This window comes from Mesorhizobium sp. M0659, assembly GCF_040320605.1.
In the GTDB taxonomy this organism is placed as follows: Bacteria; Pseudomonadota; Alphaproteobacteria; order Rhizobiales; family Rhizobiaceae; genus Mesorhizobium.
In genome coordinates this window covers 26,043-47,696 of the sequence record NZ_JAMYPY010000026.1, presented here as the reverse complement: position 1 = coordinate 47,696, position 21,654 = coordinate 26,043, and the positions used below count along the sequence as shown (strand labels likewise).

At 58.8% G+C, this 21,654-nt stretch carries 22 protein-coding genes and 1 pseudogene; 10 read left to right on the top strand and 13 right to left on the bottom strand.

Going from position 1 to position 21,654, the window contains the following annotated elements; genetic code table 11:
• The 6 genes and pseudogenes from NKI31_RS27880 to NKI31_RS27855 form a co-directional block, all read right to left on the bottom strand.
• On the bottom strand, positions 1–1,155 hold the full coding sequence (locus NKI31_RS27880; RefSeq protein WP_352653097.1) for a DUF4236 domain-containing protein: 1,155 nt from the start codon (positions 1,153–1,155) through the stop codon (positions 1–3).
• Between the two features lie 59 nt (positions 1,156–1,214).
• Positions 1,215–2,255: an OmpA family protein gene (locus NKI31_RS27875; protein WP_352653096.1), complete on the bottom strand. Its 1,041-nt coding sequence runs from the start codon at positions 2,253–2,255 to the stop codon at positions 1,215–1,217.
• Positions 2,252–3,565 (bottom strand): methyl-accepting chemotaxis protein, encoded by a 1,314-nt coding sequence (locus NKI31_RS27870; RefSeq protein WP_352653095.1) that lies wholly within the window; start codon positions 3,563–3,565, stop codon positions 2,252–2,254. The genes NKI31_RS27875 and NKI31_RS27870 overlap by 4 nt, the downstream gene beginning before the upstream one ends.
• Entirely contained in the window at positions 3,565–4,383 is an 819-nt protein-coding gene (locus tag NKI31_RS27865; protein ID WP_023687338.1) for a hypothetical protein, read from the bottom strand. Before NKI31_RS27865 ends, NKI31_RS27870 begins: the two co-directional genes overlap by 1 nt.
• Positions 4,376–5,809: a hypothetical protein gene (locus NKI31_RS27860; RefSeq protein WP_352446534.1), complete on the bottom strand. Its 1,434-nt coding sequence runs from the start codon at positions 5,807–5,809 to the stop codon at positions 4,376–4,378. Before NKI31_RS27860 ends, NKI31_RS27865 begins: the two co-directional genes overlap by 8 nt.
• 284 nt (positions 5,810–6,093) lie before the next feature.
• Positions 6,094–6,562 (bottom strand): annotated as a pseudogene (locus tag NKI31_RS27855) (IS1595 family transposase); the annotation flags it as partial.
• A 90-nt stretch (positions 6,563–6,652) separates the two neighbouring features.
• On the opposite strand from NKI31_RS27855, the gene NKI31_RS27850 reads away from it, so the two are divergent.
• Together NKI31_RS27850 and NKI31_RS27845 are read left to right on the top strand one after the other, a co-directional pair.
• Complete coding sequence (locus NKI31_RS27850) at positions 6,653–6,856, top strand: DUF6471 domain-containing protein (RefSeq protein WP_352653094.1); 204 nt, start codon at positions 6,653–6,655, stop codon at positions 6,854–6,856.
• Between the two features lie 391 nt (positions 6,857–7,247).
• The gene (locus NKI31_RS27845; RefSeq protein ID WP_352653093.1) at positions 7,248–7,952 is read left to right on the top strand and encodes a hypothetical protein; all 705 of its coding nucleotides are present in this window, start codon (positions 7,248–7,250) and stop codon (positions 7,950–7,952) included.
• Positions 7,953–8,115: 163 nt separating this feature from the next.
• On the opposite strand, the gene NKI31_RS27840 is transcribed toward NKI31_RS27845, so the two are convergent.
• The 6 genes from NKI31_RS27840 to hemP form a co-directional block, all read right to left on the bottom strand.
• Positions 8,116–8,613 carry a hypothetical protein gene (locus NKI31_RS27840; protein ID WP_352653092.1) on the bottom strand — a complete coding sequence of 166 codons (498 nt, stop codon included), beginning with the start codon at positions 8,611–8,613 and terminating at the stop codon, positions 8,116–8,118.
• Positions 8,614–9,614: 1,001 nt separating this feature from the next.
• The gene (locus tag NKI31_RS27835; protein WP_023806333.1) at positions 9,615–10,226 is read right to left on the bottom strand and encodes a nitrogen fixation protein NifQ; all 612 of its coding nucleotides are present in this window, start codon (positions 10,224–10,226) and stop codon (positions 9,615–9,617) included.
• 324 nt (positions 10,227–10,550) lie between these two features.
• Positions 10,551–10,751 carry a ferredoxin gene (locus NKI31_RS27830; RefSeq protein WP_352653091.1) on the bottom strand — a complete coding sequence of 67 codons (201 nt, stop codon included), beginning with the start codon at positions 10,749–10,751 and terminating at the stop codon, positions 10,551–10,553.
• A gap of 41 nt (positions 10,752–10,792) precedes the next feature.
• Complete coding sequence (locus NKI31_RS27825; protein WP_352653090.1) at positions 10,793–12,010, bottom strand: cytochrome P450; 1,218 nt, start codon at positions 12,008–12,010, stop codon at positions 10,793–10,795.
• A gap of 846 nt (positions 12,011–12,856) precedes the next feature.
• A complete protein-coding gene (locus NKI31_RS27815; protein ID WP_352653089.1) occupies positions 12,857–13,948 on the bottom strand; it encodes a hemin-degrading factor in 1,092 nt (363 codons plus the stop codon).
• A 30-nt stretch (positions 13,949–13,978) separates the two neighbouring features.
• Positions 13,979–14,137 (bottom strand): hemin uptake protein HemP, encoded by a 159-nt coding sequence (hemP, locus tag NKI31_RS27810; protein WP_352653088.1) that lies wholly within the window; start codon positions 14,135–14,137, stop codon positions 13,979–13,981.
• Positions 14,138–14,621: 484 nt separating this feature from the next.
• On the opposite strand from hemP, the gene NKI31_RS27805 reads away from it, so the two are divergent.
• The 5 genes from NKI31_RS27805 to nifW all read left to right on the top strand — a co-directional run bounded on the left by NKI31_RS27805 (position 14,622) and on the right by nifW (position 18,161).
• Positions 14,622–14,942 carry a HesB/IscA family protein gene (locus tag NKI31_RS27805; protein WP_023698282.1) on the top strand — a complete coding sequence of 107 codons (321 nt, stop codon included), beginning with the start codon at positions 14,622–14,624 and terminating at the stop codon, positions 14,940–14,942.
• Between the two features lie 178 nt (positions 14,943–15,120).
• Entirely contained in the window at positions 15,121–15,348 is a 228-nt protein-coding gene (locus NKI31_RS27800) for a hypothetical protein (protein ID WP_352653086.1), read from the top strand.
• Between the two features lie 35 nt (positions 15,349–15,383).
• Positions 15,384–16,550: a cysteine desulfurase NifS gene (gene nifS, locus NKI31_RS27795; RefSeq protein WP_023806336.1), complete on the top strand. Its 1,167-nt coding sequence runs from the start codon at positions 15,384–15,386 to the stop codon at positions 16,548–16,550.
• A 25-nt stretch (positions 16,551–16,575) separates the two neighbouring features.
• The gene (nifV, locus tag NKI31_RS27790; RefSeq protein WP_352653085.1) at positions 16,576–17,784 is read left to right on the top strand and encodes a homocitrate synthase; all 1,209 of its coding nucleotides are present in this window, start codon (positions 16,576–16,578) and stop codon (positions 17,782–17,784) included.
• On the top strand, positions 17,781–18,161 hold the full coding sequence (gene nifW, locus NKI31_RS27785; protein ID WP_023687348.1) for a nitrogenase stabilizing/protective protein NifW: 381 nt from the start codon (positions 17,781–17,783) through the stop codon (positions 18,159–18,161). The genes nifV and nifW overlap by 4 nt, the downstream gene beginning before the upstream one ends.
• A gap of 52 nt (positions 18,162–18,213) precedes the next feature.
• Here nifW and NKI31_RS27780 read toward each other — a convergent pair whose 3' ends face one another.
• On the bottom strand, positions 18,214–18,423 hold the full coding sequence (locus tag NKI31_RS27780) for a hypothetical protein (RefSeq protein ID WP_023708822.1): 210 nt from the start codon (positions 18,421–18,423) through the stop codon (positions 18,214–18,216).
• On the opposite strand from NKI31_RS27780, the gene NKI31_RS27775 reads away from it, so the two are divergent.
• The 3 genes from NKI31_RS27775 to NKI31_RS27765 are packed head-to-tail and all read left to right on the top strand — an operon-like array spanning position 18,347 to position 21,643.
• On the top strand, positions 18,347–19,198 hold the full coding sequence (locus NKI31_RS27775; RefSeq protein WP_352653083.1) for an electron transfer flavoprotein subunit beta/FixA family protein: 852 nt from the start codon (positions 18,347–18,349) through the stop codon (positions 19,196–19,198). The genes NKI31_RS27780 and NKI31_RS27775 overlap by 77 nt on opposite strands.
• 17 nt (positions 19,199–19,215) lie before the next feature.
• Positions 19,216–20,325 (top strand): electron transfer flavoprotein subunit alpha/FixB family protein, encoded by a 1,110-nt coding sequence (locus NKI31_RS27770; protein WP_023685019.1) that lies wholly within the window; start codon positions 19,216–19,218, stop codon positions 20,323–20,325.
• A 10-nt stretch (positions 20,326–20,335) separates the two neighbouring features.
• Positions 20,336–21,643: an FAD-binding protein gene (locus NKI31_RS27765; protein WP_352653082.1), complete on the top strand. Its 1,308-nt coding sequence runs from the start codon at positions 20,336–20,338 to the stop codon at positions 21,641–21,643.
• The last annotated feature ends 11 nt before the right edge of the window (positions 21,644–21,654 follow it).

Here is a 21,654-nt window from a genome sequence, read left to right as displayed (position 1 = left end):
TCACTCCCTAGTGTGCGGATTTCGCGTTATGAATTGGCGGTCGGAGCTTCGATGCAATTGCGCGAGTGCCGATAGAGCCTGGCAAAAGGGCTGGCTGACGTTTGTCTTGGAAAATTCCACCAGCTCGTTAAGTCCGGACGGGCTAGAAAACCGCAACGCTTCGTAGCGGCATACAGGGATCTGCCGATTGTCTTTGAAGCGCTTGTCAGGCCCGCCGTTTTTGTTTGGGTGAGCCCAGGTGTAGCTCACGATCTCCGCATCAGATGGAACTTTGCCGGTCTCGATAAAATTACTCGGGGCGAATTGGGTCTGCAGATCGGCATATCCGACTGCACCGTATCGGTTTCCGTCCTTCACCAGCACTAGGTCAGGCATGAAGAAGAGCACCTGCCGACCCACATGGATTGAAGGAGGAGTAACGTTGCTGCGTACAACCTTCGGCAAGGAGCTTGTAAGTGTCGTGGGCTTTTTGTCGACCAGCATGCTGGCCCCGGCATTTCGCTTCCAAGCAGTCAGATCCTCTATCTTGCCGTCGGCAGCGACATGCCATCTCCCTGCGCAGCCGGTGAGAGTTTCGAACGCGCCGACAAGTCGCCCGTAGGCGGCCTCCGCGTCTTTTTCCAGATCGTAATAGAGCACGCTCACCCGGCGGTAACTGTCAAACCATTTGCCAATGAGCATACCCGGCACAAAGGCACCGATGCCCAGCACCGGTGCGGCACCTCCGAGCTTGGTCCCCGCAAGGAAACCTGCAATCCCGAACAAAACCGCGAGTGCTACGGACAGCCGCGTCTGCGATTGCCTGGCATTGATTTCATCGAGCACATTGGCGAATGTCTCGTCACGCATTTCCACCACATCGCGGGACTCGATTTCTCTCATCACGACGCCGTCAGAGACGTATTCCGGGCGCGAGGATTGTGGACGGGGTTGCGGCGCAGATGGGGTCTGAGAGAGCTGGACTACCTTCTTCGCGCTGGCCTTGCCTAAAGTGCCACGATAGTAGAGCCCACCCACGCCGGCGTGGATGTAGTGACCTCTTGGCCCAGTGCCGATGCGGAGGCCCTTCACGCCAACGGAAGCGCCAACCCCACCGGACGAAAAGTTAAAGCGGAATGGTCCCGCACTGATCGATTTTCGAACGTAAAACCCCATAGCCCAATCCCCCCAACTCAACTGCCGTACCGGCTAAGGCGCCAGTCTCTCGTCCCCATTCATGGCTTGGCGCCACCAACCGGCGCCAATTTTGATCGCTGCCTCACCCTAATCTCGATGCGCCTTCGAGCCCGTACATCGCCAATCTGCGCTCCGTCGGTGAGATGATCGCCGGGCAGGATGAGCTGACCACCAGACATCGGCAAAATCGTAAACCCCTTTAATGCGGGCATGTCACTGAGCACACTTGTAACTGAAATCGCGCGGGCCAGCCCAAGACCGGCATTGTCGGCGGGATGGAGTGAGCCGATTTCCACTTTCCCTGACAGGACCGGTTGGAGCCCCTTGTCCATGTTGGAGGATTCGCCCGCCATTGCCTGTTCGTCCGTGTGTCCAATTACCTCAATCACGTCGACACCGTACGAGGTCGCAGTCCCGGCGATGGTCTTCGCAAGATCGCGCAACTTTGTTTTGAAGGCATTCGAAAGCTCTGCGCTTCCGGTATCGAAATTATAGCCATCCAGTTCGCTGAGACTGATGATCGGCGGCCAATCGTGAGGTTTTGCTGCTTGCGTCGGCTCTGCAGCCTCCTTGAGCACATCAGCCAGATCCTGCAGCCCTTTGTCGGTGCCGGTGTAACCAAATTCTCTCAAGACCTTCGCCGCATCTATCATGGCCTTGGTCTGATCAACGCTTATGTCGTTGTCCGCAAGGACTTTCGCGACAGGGGCATTTCGCACGACCTCCTCCAGAGAAATACCTGCTTCCTTGACCGACTTAACAGCATCCTTGGCCAGGACCAGCTCGCGCCATTGTTCGTCGGGAACGGTTCCTCCCCTCGTGGGCTGAAACACCGCTTTTATCTGAGCCAGAAGCCGCTTGTTCTCGGCTTCGAGCCTCTGCACGTTTTCCTTGTTTGATTGAGTGGCTCGCAGTGCCTCATCGGTCTCTTTCTGCTTTTTCGTGATGATAGCACCGGCTGCTAGCAACAGGCAGAACACCAAAAGCAGCATCGTCTCGGCCATGGTCAGGCCCAGTATCAAACCGCGGCCAAAACCCTTGCGCTCGAAGGCGACCGAAGTCCCGCCAGCGTCACTCACCTGCCCCACCAACTGGTTCGCTTAGGCGGTTCCGTTCGTTCGGCGGGAGGCTCGCTTCCCAGAGTTTGGAAAGCGTCTGGTTGGGGCTCACGCTCGACCCGAATTGGTGCGCTCTCGACGGTGTCATTTGCGGCCAGATCTGCCAGTGGCTGTTCAATCGCGACAGGAGCGTTGAGAGGGGGAACAGGCCTCGGCGCGTGAAGGGTTCTTCCTGCCAAGGTTGCGACAAGGTCTCCGGTGTCCTTGCTTTGCTTTTGCACCACTGCGGCAAGCGCCTGGGTCAAGCGTTGTTGCGCTTGGACGCTCTCCGCTGTTTGCTCTGCGGCTGCCACAGCCTTTTCCACACCTGCGGCCACTTTAGCCACAGCATCAACGATGCCCGCCATGCGGGCTTGCTGTTCCTGCGAAGCCGTCTCTGTTTTGACAGCATACTGAGCGACCGCGCTGCCAAGAAGTTTCACCATCGGCGCCAGATCGTTCTTAAGGACCTCATCAGGGACGACAACCTTCTCCAACTTGGTGGCTACGCTTTCGGCCTGTTCACCCAGTCTGCCAACTGAAGAGGACATTGAGCTGTTGGCTTTGTCGAGCAGATCGGCTGCCGCCTCGACGCGCTGTGCGATCGACGAGAACTGACTTTCGATCTGCCCAAAATTGTGGCTCAAAGCATTGCTGAGCTTTCCCGAGGCCTCTTGAACTGGTCTGATCGATTCCATCGCGATTTTATCCAGGGCCGATCTTATGTGCTCTCCGTTCCGCTCCGCTTGAACGGCGATTTCGGCAAAACCCTCCTCCAACATCTGATTGCTTACGCGGCGAAAGTCAGCGAATTCCCTGGTTACACTTTCCATCTCGGCTCTTACACGCCGCGTCATATCCGCGAGTTCGTGCCTGACGGTCCGTTCGATGTCGGCAGGATCGCGGCGCATCTGATTGTAAAAGATCCGCAAAGCAATTCCCGTGATCGTCGACGTCACCGCGATACCAAAGTTCCTCACGATTGTGTCGGTGGATCCTTCGGAACCAAACTGAAACAGCGATACGCCGAGACTCGTCAACGTAAACAGGAAACCCATGTAGTAGAGATTGTCGCCTGTTTGCTCATCGTGGAGCCGTAGCTTGCCGGTGAAGACGGACGCGGCAAGATAGATGAGCATCAGGCACACCGGTGCGCTCGCCGCCATTATAGGGTCTACGCCCGACAGCTTGGCTATTGCGATGAACACGCAGCCACCCAGGGTTAGCGTCGCAAAGACGAAAAGGGGCAGGCTCGGATGTCCTAAGAACGACTCCCCTCGCTTCTTGGCCATTAGTTTAACCCCTCCAACCCTACCAGCTTCTCAAAATCACCATGATGGCTTTGAACCCACCGGGTCCAGAACTCTGCATGTTCGAAAGAGCCAAATGGCTTCTTCGCCCTATCGACGTAGAGTATCGTAAACCCGACGCCATCGAGCGATGTCCCGTAAGTCCTGTCAGCCGCGCTATCAAGGTACTTCTGATAATCGAGACCCGAACGATATTGTGAGTACAGCGCCGTATGTTCGATCATATCTGACGCGACTATTATTCGCTTAGCGGTCTTCTCTTTCGCCAAACTGCTATCGAATAGCGACAGTTTGATTTTCTGAATTCCGGCCATGATCGGAGATTGGCTCGCGGATTCTCCATTGGGAATCTGGTCGGGAAGGTTCGTCAAAGGGTCCTCGAACGCATCTTCCCATTTCTTCTGCCGCCGAGACGGATTGTTCGTCCAGCTGTCGACCGTCGAGCCGTCGCCCGGATTGCATCCATCAAACATCACAGTCAGGTCGCCGGGCCTCGCGCCCAGCGTCAATATCTTGAGATAGCCGCCAGGCTCGACGCGCCCAATGGTCTTGCGGAATTCATTCTTCAGATCCGCCATGGTTATCGGCGAAATCGGGTCGGTGGCGTCGATCAAGACCGCTGTCAGGCTCACAGGTCCGTTCAGTGGGCAATTCGTGCTGATGTCGATTTGGTCCTTCCCGGATCTCGACCACATCCAAACAAAACCGGCCAGCATCACAGCCGACAGCACGGCCAATCCGGCTGCTGCGACAATTGTGCCGCCACTGCCTTTCTTTCTTCTGCGACCCCGCCTAGCCATTCACGCTATCCGGATGAAGCTTGTCGAGATCTCGGTACTGTTCGATCCCGCGCTCGCATTCCAGCCCGATGAGCCGCACTTGAGCGTTGAGTTCTTCCTGCGCGTCACGAATTGAGGCGCCCAGGTCCTTCTCGCTCCATTCATCGTCGGACGATATCAGGGGTTTTATGCGCTCAAGTTTGTAGGGTGTGGCAAAATGTTTTGGCGCTGGCTCTGTGCGGGCCTGGAAATTGGCCTCCCTGTACTTTGAGAGAAGCTGGTTGCAGGCTCGCTCCAGCTGGTCTTGATGCTGCACAAAGAGCGTCAGCAGCCTCGACCGATGGTCGATGATCGCTCGATGCTCCCTGCGTCTGCTCCCCAGCCGCTTGACGATGTCCTCCACCTTCTCGTTGTGCTCATCGCGCACCTCTTGCAGAGCCTCGATGAGCTCGCTCTTGCGCTCGATGTAGTCTTCCCGGCGAGCCACCAATCTGTTTTCGACACCCGCATAGCCCGGGTATGGGTCGAGAACGAACCAGCCGTCGATAAACGCAAAGATCGAAAACATGAGACCAATGCCGAACAGAAGCCAGGATTTCACGTCCATAAGGCCAGCCGGATTGGCGAGCATGCTGCGCACGACCTCGACGCCGGCTCCGTCCACAAAGGACCCGCTAACCTCGCGGTAATGCGCAAGCGCTAGGTTTATGGTCAATGCCAAGCCGATATAGGCCACTATCGACAGCGCGCCGATCAACTTCACAAAAAGCGATCTGTGAGTCACCAGGCGTGCACAGAATATTGCGAACAGCAGAGCGGCGCCGATGTTCAAAAACGAGAAAGCGGCGGCTTCGAGGAGCCCGCCAAAGAATCCCTGTTCATTTCCCTTTGCGAGGAAATTTCCGTTCATCGCCGTTTCAATGAGGAACAGGAAGATTAGCAGGGACACTCGGAAAACATGGGCCGCTCCGTGTTGAACCCTCACAGCCCGGACAAGCCCGTGCTTCTGTTTGAACCAGTCGTGTTCTTTCTCCGCATCGTTGAGCGATTTGCGCAATCCGTGAAGTTCGTCCAGGCCCACCGCGATCGAGGCCTTGAAATCGGAAACACTGGCGGCGTTCGCCTGACGGATCAGACCAAACTGCTCTTCAAAGTCGAGGCCAGCCAATCGGCCGGAGAGTAGCTGTAGGCTGTCTTCGAGTGTGTGATGTGCGGCCTTCTTTTCGTCCTCGACCCTCTCGATAACTGTGTGCTCTATATCGTCGAAATTCTTGGCCGTTTTCGGGGGCTGGTTAGCCTCGCCTCGCTGCGTTCCACGACCTTCAAGATCCATTTCGCGATCAATTTTTGCGACATCCAAGCTATTGAACAATTGGGTGCTGGCGCGGAAATCGTGATTTGCCTCTAGTAGAGACTCCCGCAGTTTATTTAGCTTTTCGAATTTTATTCCCACAGCACCGCACCCATTTTTGTACCTCTGCCCGCACAAATGGCTTCTATGCACAGTAGAAGCAAAGGGCAACTGCGTCTTCGCAACTTTGCGGTCCACTGCTCACGAGACGATCGTCTGATGTAAAAATGACAACGATAGCTGCCGTGGCAAGCGGACTTGGGCCAATGAATAGGCCAGGCAGCATACTCTTCTCCGCCGGGCTTTGTGGCGAAGGAACTGAAGATCACGCCAATGAGCTGCTAAAAATCGACTCCAGAGGCGTTCGCGCAGTAGCAGAAGCGCGCGCCCTCGGCGCGCACCACGCCACCAAAGTAAGCGCCGTCAATCTCGACCTCGCCTTCAAGGGTTTCGTTCTTGGTTTCAGCCGACAGGCTTCGCGCAGCTTGTGAGCCAGCACAAAGGCGGTCTTGTACTGCACGTCCAGATCGCGAGAGAACTGGACCGCCGACATGCCCTTCGCGCCGTTAACAAACAGGCAGATCGCGGCGAGCAGATCGACAAACGACAGCTTGCGCCAAGGCGAAGATCGTGCCGCTCGTAACCGAGAACTGCGCCCCCGCAAGCGGCGCACTTGAACTTGCGACGGGTCGGAATGTCGTAATGATCCAGGCACCCGCATTTCCGGCAAACAGGCTCGCCTTGAGTCGAAGCCTTGAACGCGTCGTAAGCCTTTTCCTCGCCACCCTTGTAAATCTCTTTCAGAGAAAGGGAGCGGCTTTCGGCGGAAAGGAGGAAGTGTTGGGCCATTGTCATCATATCCGGTTATATGCGGGGCTTGTATCGCCAAATACAGGGGCCTGTACCACCGACTGTGATGATATTTTTTGAGGCGAGGCTATGGCAGGCAAGGACGACCCGCAGACCGTCGAATACGAGATGAAAGCCAAGAACCTTTTGAAGTCAGAGTTGAAGCGGAAGGGCGTTACCTATGCCCAACTCGCCGAAAAATTGGCGACTATGGACATTCACGAAACCGAGCGTAATTTGAACAACAAAATAAGCCGGGGGGGCTTTAGCGCTGCGTTCTTACTGCAATGCTGAGACGCTATCGGGGCATCCTCATTGCGGCTTTCGGAGTAGTTTTACTCGGGGCGGCTTTACCGCCAGACGAGCGCAAGAGCACTCCAGCCCCAACATTCCGAACAGCATCAAGAGACCATAGGCAACCCTGTTGCGGCGAGCCCTCCGCCAGTCCAACAGGCAAATGAACCCCCAAGTTACACTAACCCATGCCAAGCAGGTCACGATGATCGCAGTTCCGATCTGTGTGCCCAGTGGAAGGCTGCCGACGCTGCCCAACAGTCGGCGAACTGGACCACCATTGGCGCTATCGTGGGTGCTTTCACGCTCGCCGCTGCTATGGCCGCTGCTTACTACGCCAAAGAGGCTGCTAGGCACACCCAGCGCAGCGCCGACATTGCCGAAAAGGCGTTTGCTCGATATCGAGCGCCCGTATTTGTTCGTCACCGCCACCAAACCGTTGGTGGGGGTGACGCACGATTGGGCTGACAAGCCCGACAACAAAAGACCAATTCCGGAAGCGGCATACTCGATCAAGAATTTCGGACGCACTCCTGCCATCATAAACGAGATTCGGGCGAGCCTCCGGCTTTGCAACTTGCCGCCAACTCCGCATTACCATCCCGGAGAAATCAATGACGTTGAACGGGTGCTCGGGGCAGACGATGCTCTTAGCCCTGCAGCTTTTGATCGCGGCGGCCCTATCACAAACAATGTGCTGAATGAGCTTTTCCTGTCCGATACTCACATAGGGGCGGGTTCCCTTCCATATGTATCTGTATGGCGAGATCACTTATACGAGCGTCAACGGGATCACCGACCAATTCGGATTTATCTACCGCTACTCGCCTCCCGGCAATACGTTCCATTTGCAGGACATTCCCGGCTACACTACCGCCGCCGTGACGTGAAGAAACATAAGCAAAACGATGACTTATCGGCCTTAGACTTGCTCCGAAGCGTAAAAGCGGCCTCGGGCGGTTGCAAGATCGCTACAATGTTTATTTTTGATATCCGCTCGGTAAGGCGCTTTTCGCTTAAGCAACTAGGCGTTCTCACATTTTTTGTTCAAGAACAAGGCGTTACACAACTTGCCTACGAGGCGAAAGCGCCTTAACTGTCAACGTTTACATACGCGAAAGTGCCTAAACATCCTGGCTGCTGCGGATGGAAAAACGCTGACTGTAAAAGCCCGCCAACCTTTCGGCGGGCGGGCTTCCACTGCCGGAACTGGAGAGTGTCATGTCGACAGCCCCGACAGGTCGGAAAGGGGTCGCTGGTTAGCGGCGCGAGATCAGCAGGCAGAGCCGGCGCAGGTCACGATCATAGGTGTCTTCGTTGCTAAGCACTTCGACGCAGCGCTTCTTCATCCGAGTGACCTGGGCGTTCGACATATCGCCGACAACGCTAGCCAGATTCGGGTTGCTCGAAGCGGTCGGGTTGCTGGGGTTGGCGGCTGGATTGGTTCCAACGCCGACATTTACGTCGGTACCAACCCCGGTGACGACACCGACATTGGCGCTGCCAGTGCCGATGGAAGCAGTCGCTCCGCCAGTGTCGCCGACGGAGGCTGCGGCATTTGCCCCAGAACCGCCTAGGGATACGCTAGCCGTAGCGCCGCTGTTGCCGCCCACATTAGCGCTGGCGCCTCCGCTGCCGACGGATACCCCGCCGACGCCTCCGACATTAATTCCAGCTGCAGTCGCTGGCATGCAAAGAATTGCGAGAACAGATCCGGCAGTCAGACTGCCCAAAAGAATTTCAAAAATTCTTGCCATAGTACGCCTCCTTGTTGCCCTGCAAAGGATGGGACATTTTTGGGATCTACGGACCCGATAGTGACGCACTAGAGTTTAAAAACAAGCTAACGACCCGCGAAAGATGCGTTCTTGGATCATTACTTGGCAATTCTCAGGAGTCAGATATAATAAAATTTTACTTTGGCTCCTACGTGATTTTTCCATTTGTCAGATAATATCATTCCCTAAGCACCCCAGGTGCGGGTGCAACAAGGTTCAGGGATCGACCGTCCGGCGATCAGTAAGCGGCTACTACCGCCGATCGGACATACAACGCTATATTAGCACCTTTTGACGAACCCGACCGGCGGGCAGAGCCAGAATCCCGTCTGCGCAAAACCTGCAAAATCGCTTCCGATGCTCGCCATTGACTAGCACGGAGGAAGTCCTGAGCGCCAAACACGGTGACCATCAACCTACGGCCGCTGGTAACTGTCGACGTCGAGCATTTCGCGTGGTTGAAAGCTATGTGGCGCCGAAGCGGAAGAAACACTGCAGACCCCGTTTCCTAAAATCGTATCAGGGCATTAGCAGTGACGCCGAGCGGCCGCCGACCTATCGATTAACTCGGTCCGGAGCCAGAGCGTTATAAAGGAGCAAACACGCCAGAAGTGAGATGACGCTGCCTAGCAGTTGGTCTGCCGTCAGGCCGGAAAAATAAACGAGATCGAACGCCAGTACAGCCATCGCTCTAGCCACTCATGAATTGGAAAACCTAACGAGCTGGTCACCAAGTCCGGCCTGCTCAAGATCGCGCAACGTGTCCTTCAACTCCTTGCGCTTGTAGCGATTGATGATGCCGGCTTAGGTTGTGGCGGCATCTAACAAACATTCGACTCGCGCCTGCCATGACGACGACCCGCCGAAGCGAGCATCGCGAGCGCACAGTATTCAAATCCCCCAAGGCCTCCGTCGAGATTTGACAACAGACATATGGCGTGGCGCGAGCTCTGACGCTGTACGACTGACGCAAGCGGCTCTCAATCCTGGGCGTTGTCCTTGGTCCGTGTGAGCCGGCTTTCGCCTTCCTCCGGGCCGAAGCAGCTTTCGAAATCATTACAGTCCCGGCAACTGGGGGAGCTGCACAGCGAAAAACCTTCGGCCTCGCAGAGCTTTCGGTAAAAGTATTTTTTCCATTTCATGTTTTGGGTGTTGCCGGCCGCCAGCGTCGGAAAATGCGAGGCGAGCAGGCGGCCGAGGTCGCTTCGACTAAAGAGGCCAAGGTCTTGCCAGAGGTGGTCATTGCGCATGGCACGCCGGGCGATGATCTTGGCGAAGCGGGCGCCTGCCTTGTCGTCGGGCCGGGCATGCGCCAGCAGCAGTCCGCGCAGAAGTTCTTCTTCCAGATCCGGCTCGGGCTCGCTCCCCTCTTCCAAGGCAAACGCGTTGATCGGAAAAGCAGGGAAACAGCGGACCAGGACATCGCGCAACTCGGCGCGCGAAAGTCCGGTTGCCTCCGTCGCCGTCGCCTCGCCGGCCTCGATCTCCTCGAGCGCACGTGAAAGCACACAGGCAAGCACATGCTGGTCGAACCTCCTCTCCAGCTGCGGCCATTGGCCGGTGCTGAGCCGGGCATAATGTTGGGCAAATATGGTGCGTTCTCCTGCTATGGTCCTATCAAATCATGCACAGACCCGGCCTGCCGCAACATGGGTCGGGCAGTTCTTCGGTGTGGCACTCCGGTCGCCTCGCGTCGAGTAGTCCGGCAATTCTCGTCTGGTCCATCGGCTCTGACGCAAATTGTGTGATTGGAAGAGTTGTTCGCGAACCCCTGCCCTGCCGTTTGCGCCTCACGGGGAACACTGGCGCCGGAAATGCCCCTGCAGAGTTGGACGTGAACCGTGCGGGACAGAGGTCGCGTGCTGAGTGCGGCCACATGGTTCAAGCCGCCAGACTCACGGTTGAATGAGGCCGATTCAAAACGCGCAGCGGGTGAGTTCCAGCGCACGTTCAGGACAGGATCGCGCGCCTCGGGATGCAGGCAGCTCCTCCCCTTCCGCAACTTCAATGTCACCAGGCAGGATGTAACCCTCGTCATCAAGCTTGAAGATGTCCGGCGCTTGCGCCGCGCATCGCGCGTGACCCTGGCATTTGGCATTTTGGACGATGATGCGCATGGCGCTGCCTCCATTGTCGGTGCCCCGGCTCGGGGCGCGGCCTAAGACCAGTCCAGGATCAAATTTTCGATCCCGAACACATGGCCGCCAGAGGTTATGGGTGCCGTACCCCTCTTGATCCTGAAAGCCGGGATGCGCGCCAGCCACTCCTCCAGGCCAATGACAATCTCCCGCCGGGCAAGGTGTGAGCCAAGGCAACGGTGGGGACCATAGCCAAACGCTGCGTGGCGGTTGTCCTCCCGCTCCAAATCAATCGTGTTGGGGCATTCGAATTCCGCCGGGTCACGATTGGCAATCATCGTGGCGCAGGAAACATAGTCCCCCTTCCGGATCGGCGCGCCTTCGAAGTCGATATCTTTTGTGGCCACCCGGATCAACTGAATGGGCGGATAGGCCCGCAGCAATTCTTCGGTTGCGAGCGGGATGCGGTCCGGTTCGCTCCGCAGCAATTGCTGATCTTTGAGGTTGCGCGCGAGGTACGCCAAGTCAAAGCCTATAGCTGCTGCGACCGTGTCGAGCCCAGCGACGAAGACAAGCACGCCGATGCCGCGGACTTGGGTGTCCGTCAGCCGGCGGCCCTCGACCTGTGCCTGCACGATAAAGGTCATGAAATCGTCAACCGCCTCGTCGCGGCGCATGGCTGCAAGTTCGTCGATGAATGCCACGATCGTCCGGGCAGCCACAGGTCGTTCCCTATCGTCGCCGTGGAGCAGATCTTTCCCCCAGCCGACGAATGTATCGAGTCGGTCATCAGGCAACCCCAGAAAGCGAAGAAAGGTGCTCACCGCGAAAGGAAAGGCAAAATCCTTCATCACGTCGCAGCTTGTGTTCGACGCGGCGATCCTTTCGATCAGCTCGACCGCCCGCTCGCGGACAGCCGGTTCCAAAGCCAACACCCGCTTTGGCGAAAGCAGCGGATTGAGCAGTGAGCGAAAGACGCCATGGGCCGGTGGATCGAGCTCAAGCGGGATCGTCGGCCAGTTTTCACCCAGTATGGAGGAGAAGATGCTGCGATGGCTGGAAAAAGTCTCTGCGTCCTGCAGCACCTTCCGCTGGTCCGCGGCACGGGTGATGACCCAGGTACCCCGGCCATCTTGCGTGTTGTAGCGGGAGTAAAAGATCGGAGGCCCGTCATGTACGCAAGCGACAGCTGCGTGTGGATCCCCGTTGGGTGTTGGTGGCATCCCTGGCGATGTAAACAGGCTGAAGTCCCTCACCATTTCGGGCGGGACATGATCTGGAACGGGGTTGGTCGCCATTTTGTTTTCTCTACATTGGCGTTCATGGCTCGATTGAGATTGCACCGCTGTTCATAAAGTCGATTTCCAGCATGGGCACGTCTCTCGTCGGGCGCCTTCTAGATTCTGTCGCCTGATACAGCCCACCTGCACCAGCGCGGATGAGATGGGTTGCGAAGTCGATCAGAAGGGGCATCTCCGCCGCGCTCCGGTCATGAAGCAAAGCCGCCGCTTATCCCCGTTAGGGTTGAGAGACTGGTCAATCACCTCTGCCCTGCTGATCAAATTGTCGAAGCAAGTCGCGTGCCGGATAGGGGTAGCCATGGCGCTGCACCAAGCAATGCCAGCCTGCGCTGGGCCCGCCGCTGATGATCACCTGTCCATCATTCTTATGACAACGTCCGACAACCGACATCCGTGGTCGGTTTTGTCGAGCCCGCGACATCGGGCTGTTCGGCTTGGCTGTTGCTGCACAGCCTGCCGGTCGACGAGCGAGTAGATCGATCGCACGGGCCGGATTGAGCAACGACGCGATCCAGCGCAAGGATCGGGTGCGGTCCGAGAAACCCGACGCGCTTGCGCGAGATGATCGGAAATATCAACAAGGTCAAGCCGCGCTTCGGTTCGGCGCTGATGGCGTATGCGTTTTTTCGCTCGCAGGCGCTGCAAGGCTTTTCGGTCAGACGGCGATGCACTCGTGCGCGCCGGTCCGGCCGGCGACCAGCTTGACTGTATAGATGCGGTCCATTCCGGCGTGCATCACCTGACCATGCGCATGCGCTACGACGGCAGTCCTTTCCGCTCATGGACCTAAATTTGCTCGCGAGCCGCCGTCGGAACGTGGTGCTGATTCCTATCGCGGCCGGTTCAATCCGAGGACCTGTCGGCAGTCAACACACCCCTGGAGGTCGGACCGGGAACGCGTGGCAGACTCTCGGCCAGAAACCGCCAGTCGCTGCCCTCGCGTTCGCCTTCCTTGCGCGTGCCGAAGAACTGGATGATCATCTTGCCGTCCGCGCCATAGGCTTCAATGGACGTGACGTGACCATCCCTCGTCGGCTTGCGCACGGCCCAGACCTCGCGGATGCAATGGGTCCTAAGATGCAGATGGAAGGTCTCTTCGAGCACATTGATCCGCGGCCCGATCTGCTTGACCGACCTGATCGGGCCGGAATGGATCTGAATGCAACCACGATTGCCGACAAAGCACATGATCGGCATCTCGTCTTCGGCCGCCTGTTGGAACAGGGCGCCAACGGCATCATTGTCGAGTAGCCAGGCGTCATCCTCGTCGGCCATACGCATCGCCTGGCAGCGGCTGAGCTTCAGTGTTTTCAACATATGGTAGAACTGATGCACGTCGCTTAGCCGGCCCCAGTGCTCGCGTAGGTCGTCGACCGTGGTGGCGTGGTCTGGACTCACTGCGTTATCGCGCGCCCCGCTCGCCTCGAGCGATATGATCGGCTCCTGGTCGGAGGATACAAGCTCTGCCGTCAGATCCTGATAGGCCTGCAGGTTCGAGGCGGGCGTGAGATGAGCTTTGTGCATCGCCTCGCCGGTGGCATCAAAGAATTGCAGGCTGCGGCGGATCTCGGCTCCCTCAAGCTTCTCGACGGCGAAGCCATACGCCCACGCTTTCGGGAAGATGCGCAGGTCGATCTCGTCGCCGAGCAGTATGGCATGCTGGTTGCCGGTGACCACTTTGCCGTAGACGCCAATCTTTTGGTGCACGGCACTTTCGTTGCTGGTGACCGCCATCACCTCGCCGACCGCTTCGAGGCCGGTCAGCAGATCATCGACGCGCGGCTCGATGCGCACCGCGCCGTGACCACAATGCGCCGCGACCAACTCGGCTTCCGAAATGCCCAATCGAGCGGCGAGATCATGCTCCCGGATCTTCGGATTGTCTTTGCACGCCCGCCGGATTTCGTCGGGCGACGGTTTCTCGCGTTGGTCCATGCTTACCCCTGTTTCTACGACGTGTGAGGATCATCTGCCCTGCCCGGGAATCTTCAGCCAATAAGGCGCGCCGAAATGCTCGATCCTGACCTGCTGCTGGCCCATGAACAAGGTGTCGCTGGACAGCGTGCGTACGGCGTCGCACCGATGCGAAAACCAGCGAGCAGCCACATGCCGATGGCATGCCATCGAGCCGCTCGGCGGCTACTGGGCGGTCGTGAGCGAGTATGGATGTTGTCGCAATCGGCCAAGCGGGCATTCGGATCCCACGGGCGGCGCTGCTTTGCCAAACAACGCGTATCTGACCACGGTCCTGACATGTTGCTCCCCTGCTTCGCCCCATCCATCGCGATGGCACCCATCGCATGATTGTGGATCGGCATGCTCTTGCCGTTTCGTCAAACGGAGCTTCAAAAACCGTGCCAATTGCGCCGAGGCAAGCTCAGAAGAAGTTCTGTATTTGGTGATGTGAGTTCAACCAAGAACTCAGGCCCAACATCCCTCGTGGCGGATCCGACAAACCCGACAGCACGTGTCGATTGGCCGACACCTTATCAGCAATCAAGAGGCACCAGTGTGAGAGATGCCGCGCTGTGTTGAAACGTTTTTTGGCTTTGGCACGGTGCATGCGACGTGATGGGCAAGCAGGTCCCGGACTGAGGAGAATGGAGCCATGATTACGCTCACCGACAACGCTGTTGCCGCCTTCAAGACTGCTCTTTCCCGCGCCAGCGAGCCGGCGGACGGCTTTCGCATTATGGTCGAGGCCGGCGGCTGCGCCGGCTTCAAATACTTAATGGGCCTGGAGAGCGTGTCGCGCGAGGGCGACGCGATCACTGACACAGATGGGGTCAAGCTGTTCGTGGACGCGGGCTCCCAACCCCATGTAGCCGGCATGACCGTCGACTTCCTCACCGGGCTCCAATCTTCCGGTTTTGTCTTCGATAACCCCAATGCGCGCGAAAAGTGCGGCTGCGGCAAGTCCTTCAGTTAAACGCCCGAAGCGCCTGTGCGGCCGACAGAGTGATTTTGCGGCAGAGGAGACTTATATGGCCGGCACAACAGATGTCCCCGTCCTAAAAAACAAGACAAGGTCAAAGCCGATCTCGGGACCGCCATTCGCTCCCAGTAGGATTCAAAGGACGTCGCCTCCCGAAGCAGCTCGGTTCCTGGTGGCACCCGAGCTGCTTGCGGACAAATCGCGCCGCTGCGCCAAATTCGGCTCATCGGTAGCGTTATCGCGTTCGGGCGTCCTTACCTGCGGGCTGACCTACGGCCACTGCGAACATGTCCATATCGACGGAGATCCGGTTTACGTCAAACACTCCGGGCGCCTGCGCGCGCTGCCAGTTCAAATAATCATCAACGGCATGCGCCAGAGGCTCGACGAGTCGGTCTAGCGCTCGCGTTATTCTGTTAACTGAGGATCGCACCCATGAAGCCTGTCTACCTCGACAACAACGCAACCACACGGGTCGATCCTGAGGTGGTGCAAGCGATGTTGCCGTTCTTTAGGGATCAATTCGGCAACCCTTCGTCGGCACACGCTCTTGGCGCCTCAGTCAGTGCGGCGGTGAGAAAGGCGCGGAGGCAGTTGCAAGCTCTGATCGGCGCGGAGTTCGAGGATGAGATCACTTTCACCTCGGGTGGGACAGAAAGCGACAATGCAGCGCTTCTTTCAGCGCTCGAGGCGGCGCCCAACCGAACCGAGATCGTGACGTCCGCGGTCGAGCATCCCGCCGTGCTGACGCTCTGCGCGCATCTTGAGAAGACCCGCCGCCTCAAGGTGCACAGGATCCCGGTGGATTGCCGTGGTCGGCTCGATCTCGACGCCTATATGGCCGCCCTCACCCCACAGGTTGCAATCGTGTCAATAATGTGGGCGAACAACGAGACTGGTGTGATCTTCCCCGTGGCAAGGCTTTCCGAGTTGGCCAAGGAAGTGGGCGCCCTATTCCATACCGATGCTGTGCAGGCGGTCGGCAAGCTTCCGATGGACCTGAAGTCGACCGCAATCGACATGCTGTCGCTCTCCGGCCACAAGCTGCACGGGCCGAAAGGGATCGGTGCGCTTTTCGTAAAACGTGGCGTCGATTTCCATTCGCTGATCAAGGGGGGTCACCAAGAGCACAACCGGCGTGCTGGCACCGAGAATACGCCCGGCATAGCCGGGCTCGGCACGGCGGCCGAACTCGCCTTGAAATTCATGGACGACGAGACCACACGGGTAAAGTCGCTCCGCGATCGCCTGGAGGGCGGGATCCTCCAGCGCATCCCAAGCACCTGTGTCACTGGTGATCCCTTGCAACGGTTGCCCAACACCGCAAACATCTCCTTCGAACATGTCGAAAGTGATGGAATTCCACTTCTCCTCAGCCGCATTGGCATCGCGTGTTCCTCTGGCTCGGCCTGCACCTCCGGCTCTCTGGAACCAAGCCATGTCCTAAGCGCGATGAAAACGCCACACGCGGCAGTCCGCTTCTCCTTGGCGCGGGACAACAGCGAAGAGGATATCGACCGGGTGCTCGAGGTCATGCCGGGAATCGTGGGGAAGCTGCGCAGCTTTTCCGGTTCTGGGCCGGGTAATCCGGTCTATGCGTGAGCGGCGGAAGAACAGGCTACCGGTCATGCCCCGTCATGTCTCCCTCAACGATACGACCTTGCGCGATGGCGAGCAGGCACCGGGCGTCGCCTTTACCACGACGGAAAAGCTGGAGATCGCTGAGTCTCTTGCGGCGGCCGGCGTGACAGAGATCGAGATCGGCACGCCGGTCATGGGCGTCGACGAGATCGAAACAATTCGCGCCGTGGTAGCGCGGCGTCTTCCGGTTCGGCTCATGGCCTGGTGCCGGATGACGTCGTTGGATCTCGATGCAGCGATCGAGAGCGGCGTTCACGCCGTCAATTTGTCGCTGCCTGCGTCGGACATCCAACTTGCCGCCAAGCTCGGCCTCGACAAGGCGGGAGCGCTCCAGGTCATCGATCATATGGTCAGGCGCGCCGCCGCCGCCGGCTTCTTCGTCGCGGTGGGCTGCGAGGATGCCTCGCGGGCCAATCGGGATCATCTCGCCCGCGTCATCGAGACGGCCGCACGCGCCGGCGCAAGCCGCGTGAGGCTGGCCGACACAGTCGGTGTTCTCGACCCGTTTTCGACCTTCGAACTTGTCGCCCAGCTCGTGGTGCAGTCTCCAATCGACCTTGAATTTCATGCGCACAACGATCTCGGACTTGCTGGCGCCAACACGCTGGCGGCGATCCGCGCAGGCGCGCGCCATGCCTCCGTCACCGTCCTGGGGCTCGGCGAGCGTGCGGGCAATGCCGCGCTGGAGGAGGTGGCCGCCGCAATGGCAGTCTTCGAGGGCGCAGACACCGGCATTGAGCTGTCCGCATTGCCCGGCCTCGCCGCCCAGGTGGCTTGGGCCGCCCGCCGGCAGACCGCAGCCACTAAGCCGGTCGTCGGCGCCGATGTTTTCACCCACGAATCCGGCATTCACGTCGCAGGGCTGCTGAAGGACTCGCGTACTTATCAGGGGCTCGATCCGACTCTCGTGGGCCGCTGCCGGCGGATCGTCATCGGCAAGCATTCCGGCGCCACTGCGATTGCCCATGTGCTGAGCGAAAGCGGTCGCGATCTCGACCCGGATCTGGCAGCCGCGATGGTGGCCCGCGTCCGACGCGAGGCGGCCGAGACCAAATCGACCGTCACTGCAACTCGACTGGTCGAGCTCTACGATGGAATGTGCAGCGAAGCATCCCTCATCGAGCTGTGCGGGTCCAAGTCAGCCGTGCGCGAGCGCACAGAGGCCACAGTTTTGCGACCAGGAAGAATGCAATGAATTGTTCCGCTGACAGCCGCCCCATGGATGTCACCGACATCCTCGCACGACTGAAGCGCTTGTCGGCTGCAGAGGAATTCTTCTCAGTCCTAGGCGTCGCCTATGACCCGAAGGTACTGAATGTCTCGCGGCTCCATATCATGAAGCGTGTGGGCCAATACCTCGCCGAAGAAGATTTCTCCGGTCTGCCCGACCAGGTGATTGCCGCGAGGGTGCGCGCGACGCTCGAACGAGCTTACGAGGACTTTGCGATTTCCTCGCCGCTCACGCATCGGATTTTCAAGGTGCTCAAGGACCACGATCCGAACAAACCTGCCGCGCCGGGTCACACCTTTGTTCCGTTCGACTCGGTACTGAAGCGGTTCGGACGGGAATGATCGGCGACAAGGGTGCGACGCGACAATGTCGAGCAGCCGCCAAATCCGGTCATCACCACAGCGCCGTCAGAAGCAACCAGCCGAAGTTGTAGGAAAGGGGGAGCGCAAGAGACTTGGCACGAATAATGCGGACAAAGGAGATAACCGCAATGCCGGACCCGGACAGGAGCCTAGAGAAACCGCCAATGCACATCGTAATCTGCATCAAGCAGGTGCCGGACTCGGCACAGATAAGGGTCCATCCGGTCACGAACACGATCATGCGCCAGGGTGTTCCGACCATCATCAACCCTTACGACCTGTTCGCCCTCGAAGAAGCGCTCAGACTGCGCGACGCACATGGCGGCGAAGTCACTGTGCTCACCATGGGTCCGCCCATGGCAGAGGACGCGCTGCGCAAGGCGCTCGGTTACGGCGCCGACCGAGCGGTGCTCTTGACCGACCGCTATTTTGCCGGCTCCGACACGCTGGCAACCTCGTTCGCCCTTTCCCAGGCAATCGCGAAGATTGGCGAGACGTTCGGCACGCCAGACCTCGTCTTCACCGGCAAGCAGACGATCGATGGCGACACCGCCCAGGTCGGGCCCGGCATCGCCAAGCGCCTCCGACTCCTGCAACTGACCTATGTCGCGAAGATCCCTTCTGTCGACCTTGCTGCACGCGAGATCAAGGTCGAGCGCCGCTCCGAAGGCGGCACACAGATGCTGAAGAGCAGGCTCCCTTGCCTCATCACCATGCTGGAAGGCACAAACGAGATCCGCCGGGGCTCGATCCAGGACGCCTTGTGCGCCGCGCGCAGCCAGGTCTTGAAATGGAGCGCGGCCGACGCCGGCATTGAGGATCTTACCAAATGCGGCCTGCGCGGTTCACCGACGGTCGTCAAACGTGTTTTCGCCCCTCCTGCTCGAGCTGAAAAGGCAGCACAAATCGACACCGCCGAGAAGGCCTTGCGCGATGTCGCTGACGAACTCATCACCGCAATCTTCACCCGCCAGCCGGCGCTGGAACATGAGCTCGCCTTTAACGGCGGCGCGTGACGGCAAGGAGCAAAACGATGTCGACCGCGAACGGAGAAACCCCTCGCCCTGCCGCCGGCCGCGCCGGCATAAAGAAGGAGTTGCCCGCCCATTTCAAGGACTATCGGCACGTTTGGGTTTTCATCGAGCTCGAACGTGGCGAGGTCCATCCGGTATCATTCGAACTGCTCGGCGAAGGCCGCAACTTAGCAGACAAGCTTCAGGTCCAGCTTGCAGGCGTCGTGCTTGGACCGCCGGGAGAGGCCGTCGGGAACGCCGTTGCCGAAGCATTCGCGTATGGCGCTGACCTTGTCTACATCGCCGAGGCGCCCCTGCTCGCCGACTATCGGAATGAACCTTTCACCAAGGCGCTGACGGATCTGGTCGATACCCACAAGCCCGAAATCCTTCTTCTCGGTGCCACCACACTGGGCAGGGATCTTGCCGGCTCCGTGGCGACGACCTTGCAGACGGGGCTCACGGCCGACTGCACCGAACTCGATGTGGATACCGACAGTTCGCTCGCCGCCACGCGTCCGACTTTCGGCGGTTCCTTGTTGTGCACGATCTATACGCTCAATTTCCGCCCGCAGATGGCGACCGTGCGGCCGAGGGTCATGCCCATGCCGCAGCGGACGGATAAACCGGTCGGGCGTGTCATCCGGCACAAGCTTTCGCTTGCCGAGGACGAGATCGCTACCAAAGTCCTCGGCTTCTTGCCGGACAATCAGTCGGCGAAGGCAAACCTTGCCTATGCCGACGTCGTGGTTGCCGGAGGCCTTGGTCTTGGCGCGGCGGAGAACCTGCAGCTTGTGAAGAACCTCGCACGAGCAATCGGCGCCGAGCACGGCTGTTCGCGTCCTTTGGTCCAGAAGAGCTGGATGCCAGCTGATCGGCAGATCGGCCAAACTGGCAAGACGATCCGGCCGAAGCTTTACATAGCAGCCGGGATTTCCGGCGCCGTCCAGCATCGGGTTGGCGTGGAGGGGGCGGATCTCATCGTAGCCATCAACACCGACCCGAACGCGCCGATTTTCGATTTCGCTCACCTCGGAATCGTCACCGACGCGATCCGCTTCCTGCCCGCACTGACGGAAGCCTTCACCCGGCGGCTGTCGCCCCACAGTCGCGATAAGCTTTCGAGCTAAGGGGATGGACATGATCGAGGAAAACTTCGACGCCATTGTTGTTGGGGCAGGCATGTCCGGAAACGCAGCTGCTTACACCATGGCCAGCCATGGCCTGAAGGTGCTGCAGTTGGAGCGGGGTGAATATCCGGGCTCCAAGAATGTCCAGGGTGCGATCATGTACGCAAACATGCTGGAGAAGATCATCCCGGATTTCCGGGATGATGCGCCTCTCGAGCGGCATTTGGTTGAACAGCGGCTTTGGGTGATGGACGACACATCCCATACAGGGATTCACTATAGGTCGGACGATTTCAATGAGGCGAAGCCCAACCGGTACACGATCATCCGTGCCCAATTCGACAAATGGTTTTCGCGTAAGGTGCGCGCGGCCGGCGCGACCGTTCTGTGCGAGACGACCGTGACGGAACTCATCCGTGATGCCAAGGACAGGGTGATCGGCGTCCGCACAGACCGGGCGGGCGGAGCCATCTACGCGGACGTGGTCGTTCTCGCAGAAGGTGTCTGCGGACTGCTTGGCACTCGAGCCGGCCTGCGCGAGATGCCAAAGCCGCAAACCGTGGCCCTCGCCGTTAAGGAAATGCATTTCTTGCCCGAAGAGGTAATTGAGCAGCGGTTCGGCGTAAAGGGCGATGAGGGCTGCGTGATCGAGGCGGTGGGCACGACCTCCCGCAGCATGGCCGGGCTCGGCTTCCTCTACACCAACAAGGAGTCCATCTCACTGGGCATTGGCTGCCTCGTCTCCGATTTTGCCGCGATGGTCGAGAGCCCCTACGTTCTCCTTGATGCCTTGAAGAGCCATCCTTCGATCCGGCCGCTGATCGCCGGCTCGGAAGTGAAAGAATATTCCGCACACCTCATTCCCGAAGGCGGCTACAAGGCTATTCCGCAGCTCTTTGGCGATGGTTGGGTCGTGGTCGGCGATGCCGCGCAACTGAACAACGCCATTCACCGCGAGGGTTCGAACCTCGCCATGACCTCCGGCCGCATTGCGGCTGAGGCAATCGTCGAGGTCAAGACCCGCAACGGTCCGATGAACAAACGGAATCTCGCCCTTTACAAAGCCATGCTGGACAAGTCCTTCGTGGTCAAGGACCTGAGGAAATACAAAGACATGCCGGCCTTGCTCCACACCAATTCCAGCAATTATTTCACGACTTATCCGCGGTTGATGTCGCAAGCTGCGCAGAACTTCATGCGTGTCGACGGCACGCCGAAGATCGAGAAGGAAAAGGCGACCACGGCGGCCTTCATCAAGGCGCGCTCGCGCTGGGGGCTGGTCAGCGACGCGGTCCGCCTTGCATTGGCGTGGCGCTGAGGGGAGACAAT

What these genes read in the sequence shown, in the direction of transcription:
- NKI31_RS27880 (WP_352653097.1), bottom strand. Translation starts at nt 1,155, where the DNA reads ATGGGGTTTTACGTTCGAAAATCGATCAGTGCGGGACCATTCCGCTTT.
- NKI31_RS27870 (WP_352653095.1), bottom strand. Translation starts at nt 3,565, where the DNA reads ATGGCCAAGAAGCGAGGGGAGTCGTTCTTAGGACATCCGAGCCTGCCC.
- NKI31_RS27865 (WP_023687338.1), bottom strand. Translation starts at nt 4,383, where the DNA reads ATGGCTAGGCGGGGTCGCAGAAGAAAGAAAGGCAGTGGCGGCACAATT.
- NKI31_RS27850 (WP_352653094.1), top strand. Translation starts at nt 6,653, where the DNA reads ATGGCAGGCAAGGACGACCCGCAGACCGTCGAATACGAGATGAAAGCC.
- NKI31_RS27840 (WP_352653092.1), bottom strand. Translation starts at nt 8,613, where the DNA reads ATGGCAAGAATTTTTGAAATTCTTTTGGGCAGTCTGACTGCCGGATCT.
- NKI31_RS27830 (WP_352653091.1), bottom strand. Translation starts at nt 10,751, where the DNA reads ATGCGCATCATCGTCCAAAATGCCAAATGCCAGGGTCACGCGCGATGC.
- NKI31_RS27825 (WP_352653090.1), bottom strand. Translation starts at nt 12,010, where the DNA reads ATGGCGACCAACCCCGTTCCAGATCATGTCCCGCCCGAAATGGTGAGG.
- NKI31_RS27815 (WP_352653089.1), bottom strand. Translation starts at nt 13,948, where the DNA reads ATGGACCAACGCGAGAAACCGTCGCCCGACGAAATCCGGCGGGCGTGC.
- hemP (WP_352653088.1), bottom strand. Translation starts at nt 14,137, where the DNA reads ATGGCATGCCATCGGCATGTGGCTGCTCGCTGGTTTTCGCATCGGTGC.
- NKI31_RS27805 (WP_023698282.1), top strand. Translation starts at nt 14,622, where the DNA reads ATGATTACGCTCACCGACAACGCTGTTGCCGCCTTCAAGACTGCTCTT.
- nifS (WP_023806336.1), top strand. Translation starts at nt 15,384, where the DNA reads ATGAAGCCTGTCTACCTCGACAACAACGCAACCACACGGGTCGATCCT.
- nifV (WP_352653085.1), top strand. Translation starts at nt 16,576, where the DNA reads ATGCCCCGTCATGTCTCCCTCAACGATACGACCTTGCGCGATGGCGAG.
- nifW (WP_023687348.1), top strand. Translation starts at nt 17,781, where the DNA reads ATGAATTGTTCCGCTGACAGCCGCCCCATGGATGTCACCGACATCCTC.
- NKI31_RS27775 (WP_352653083.1), top strand. Translation starts at nt 18,347, where the DNA reads ATGCACATCGTAATCTGCATCAAGCAGGTGCCGGACTCGGCACAGATA.
- NKI31_RS27780 (WP_023708822.1), bottom strand. Translation starts at nt 18,423, where the DNA reads ATGATCGTGTTCGTGACCGGATGGACCCTTATCTGTGCCGAGTCCGGC.
- NKI31_RS27770 (WP_023685019.1), top strand. Translation starts at nt 19,216, where the DNA reads ATGTCGACCGCGAACGGAGAAACCCCTCGCCCTGCCGCCGGCCGCGCC.
- NKI31_RS27765 (WP_352653082.1), top strand. Translation starts at nt 20,336, where the DNA reads ATGATCGAGGAAAACTTCGACGCCATTGTTGTTGGGGCAGGCATGTCC.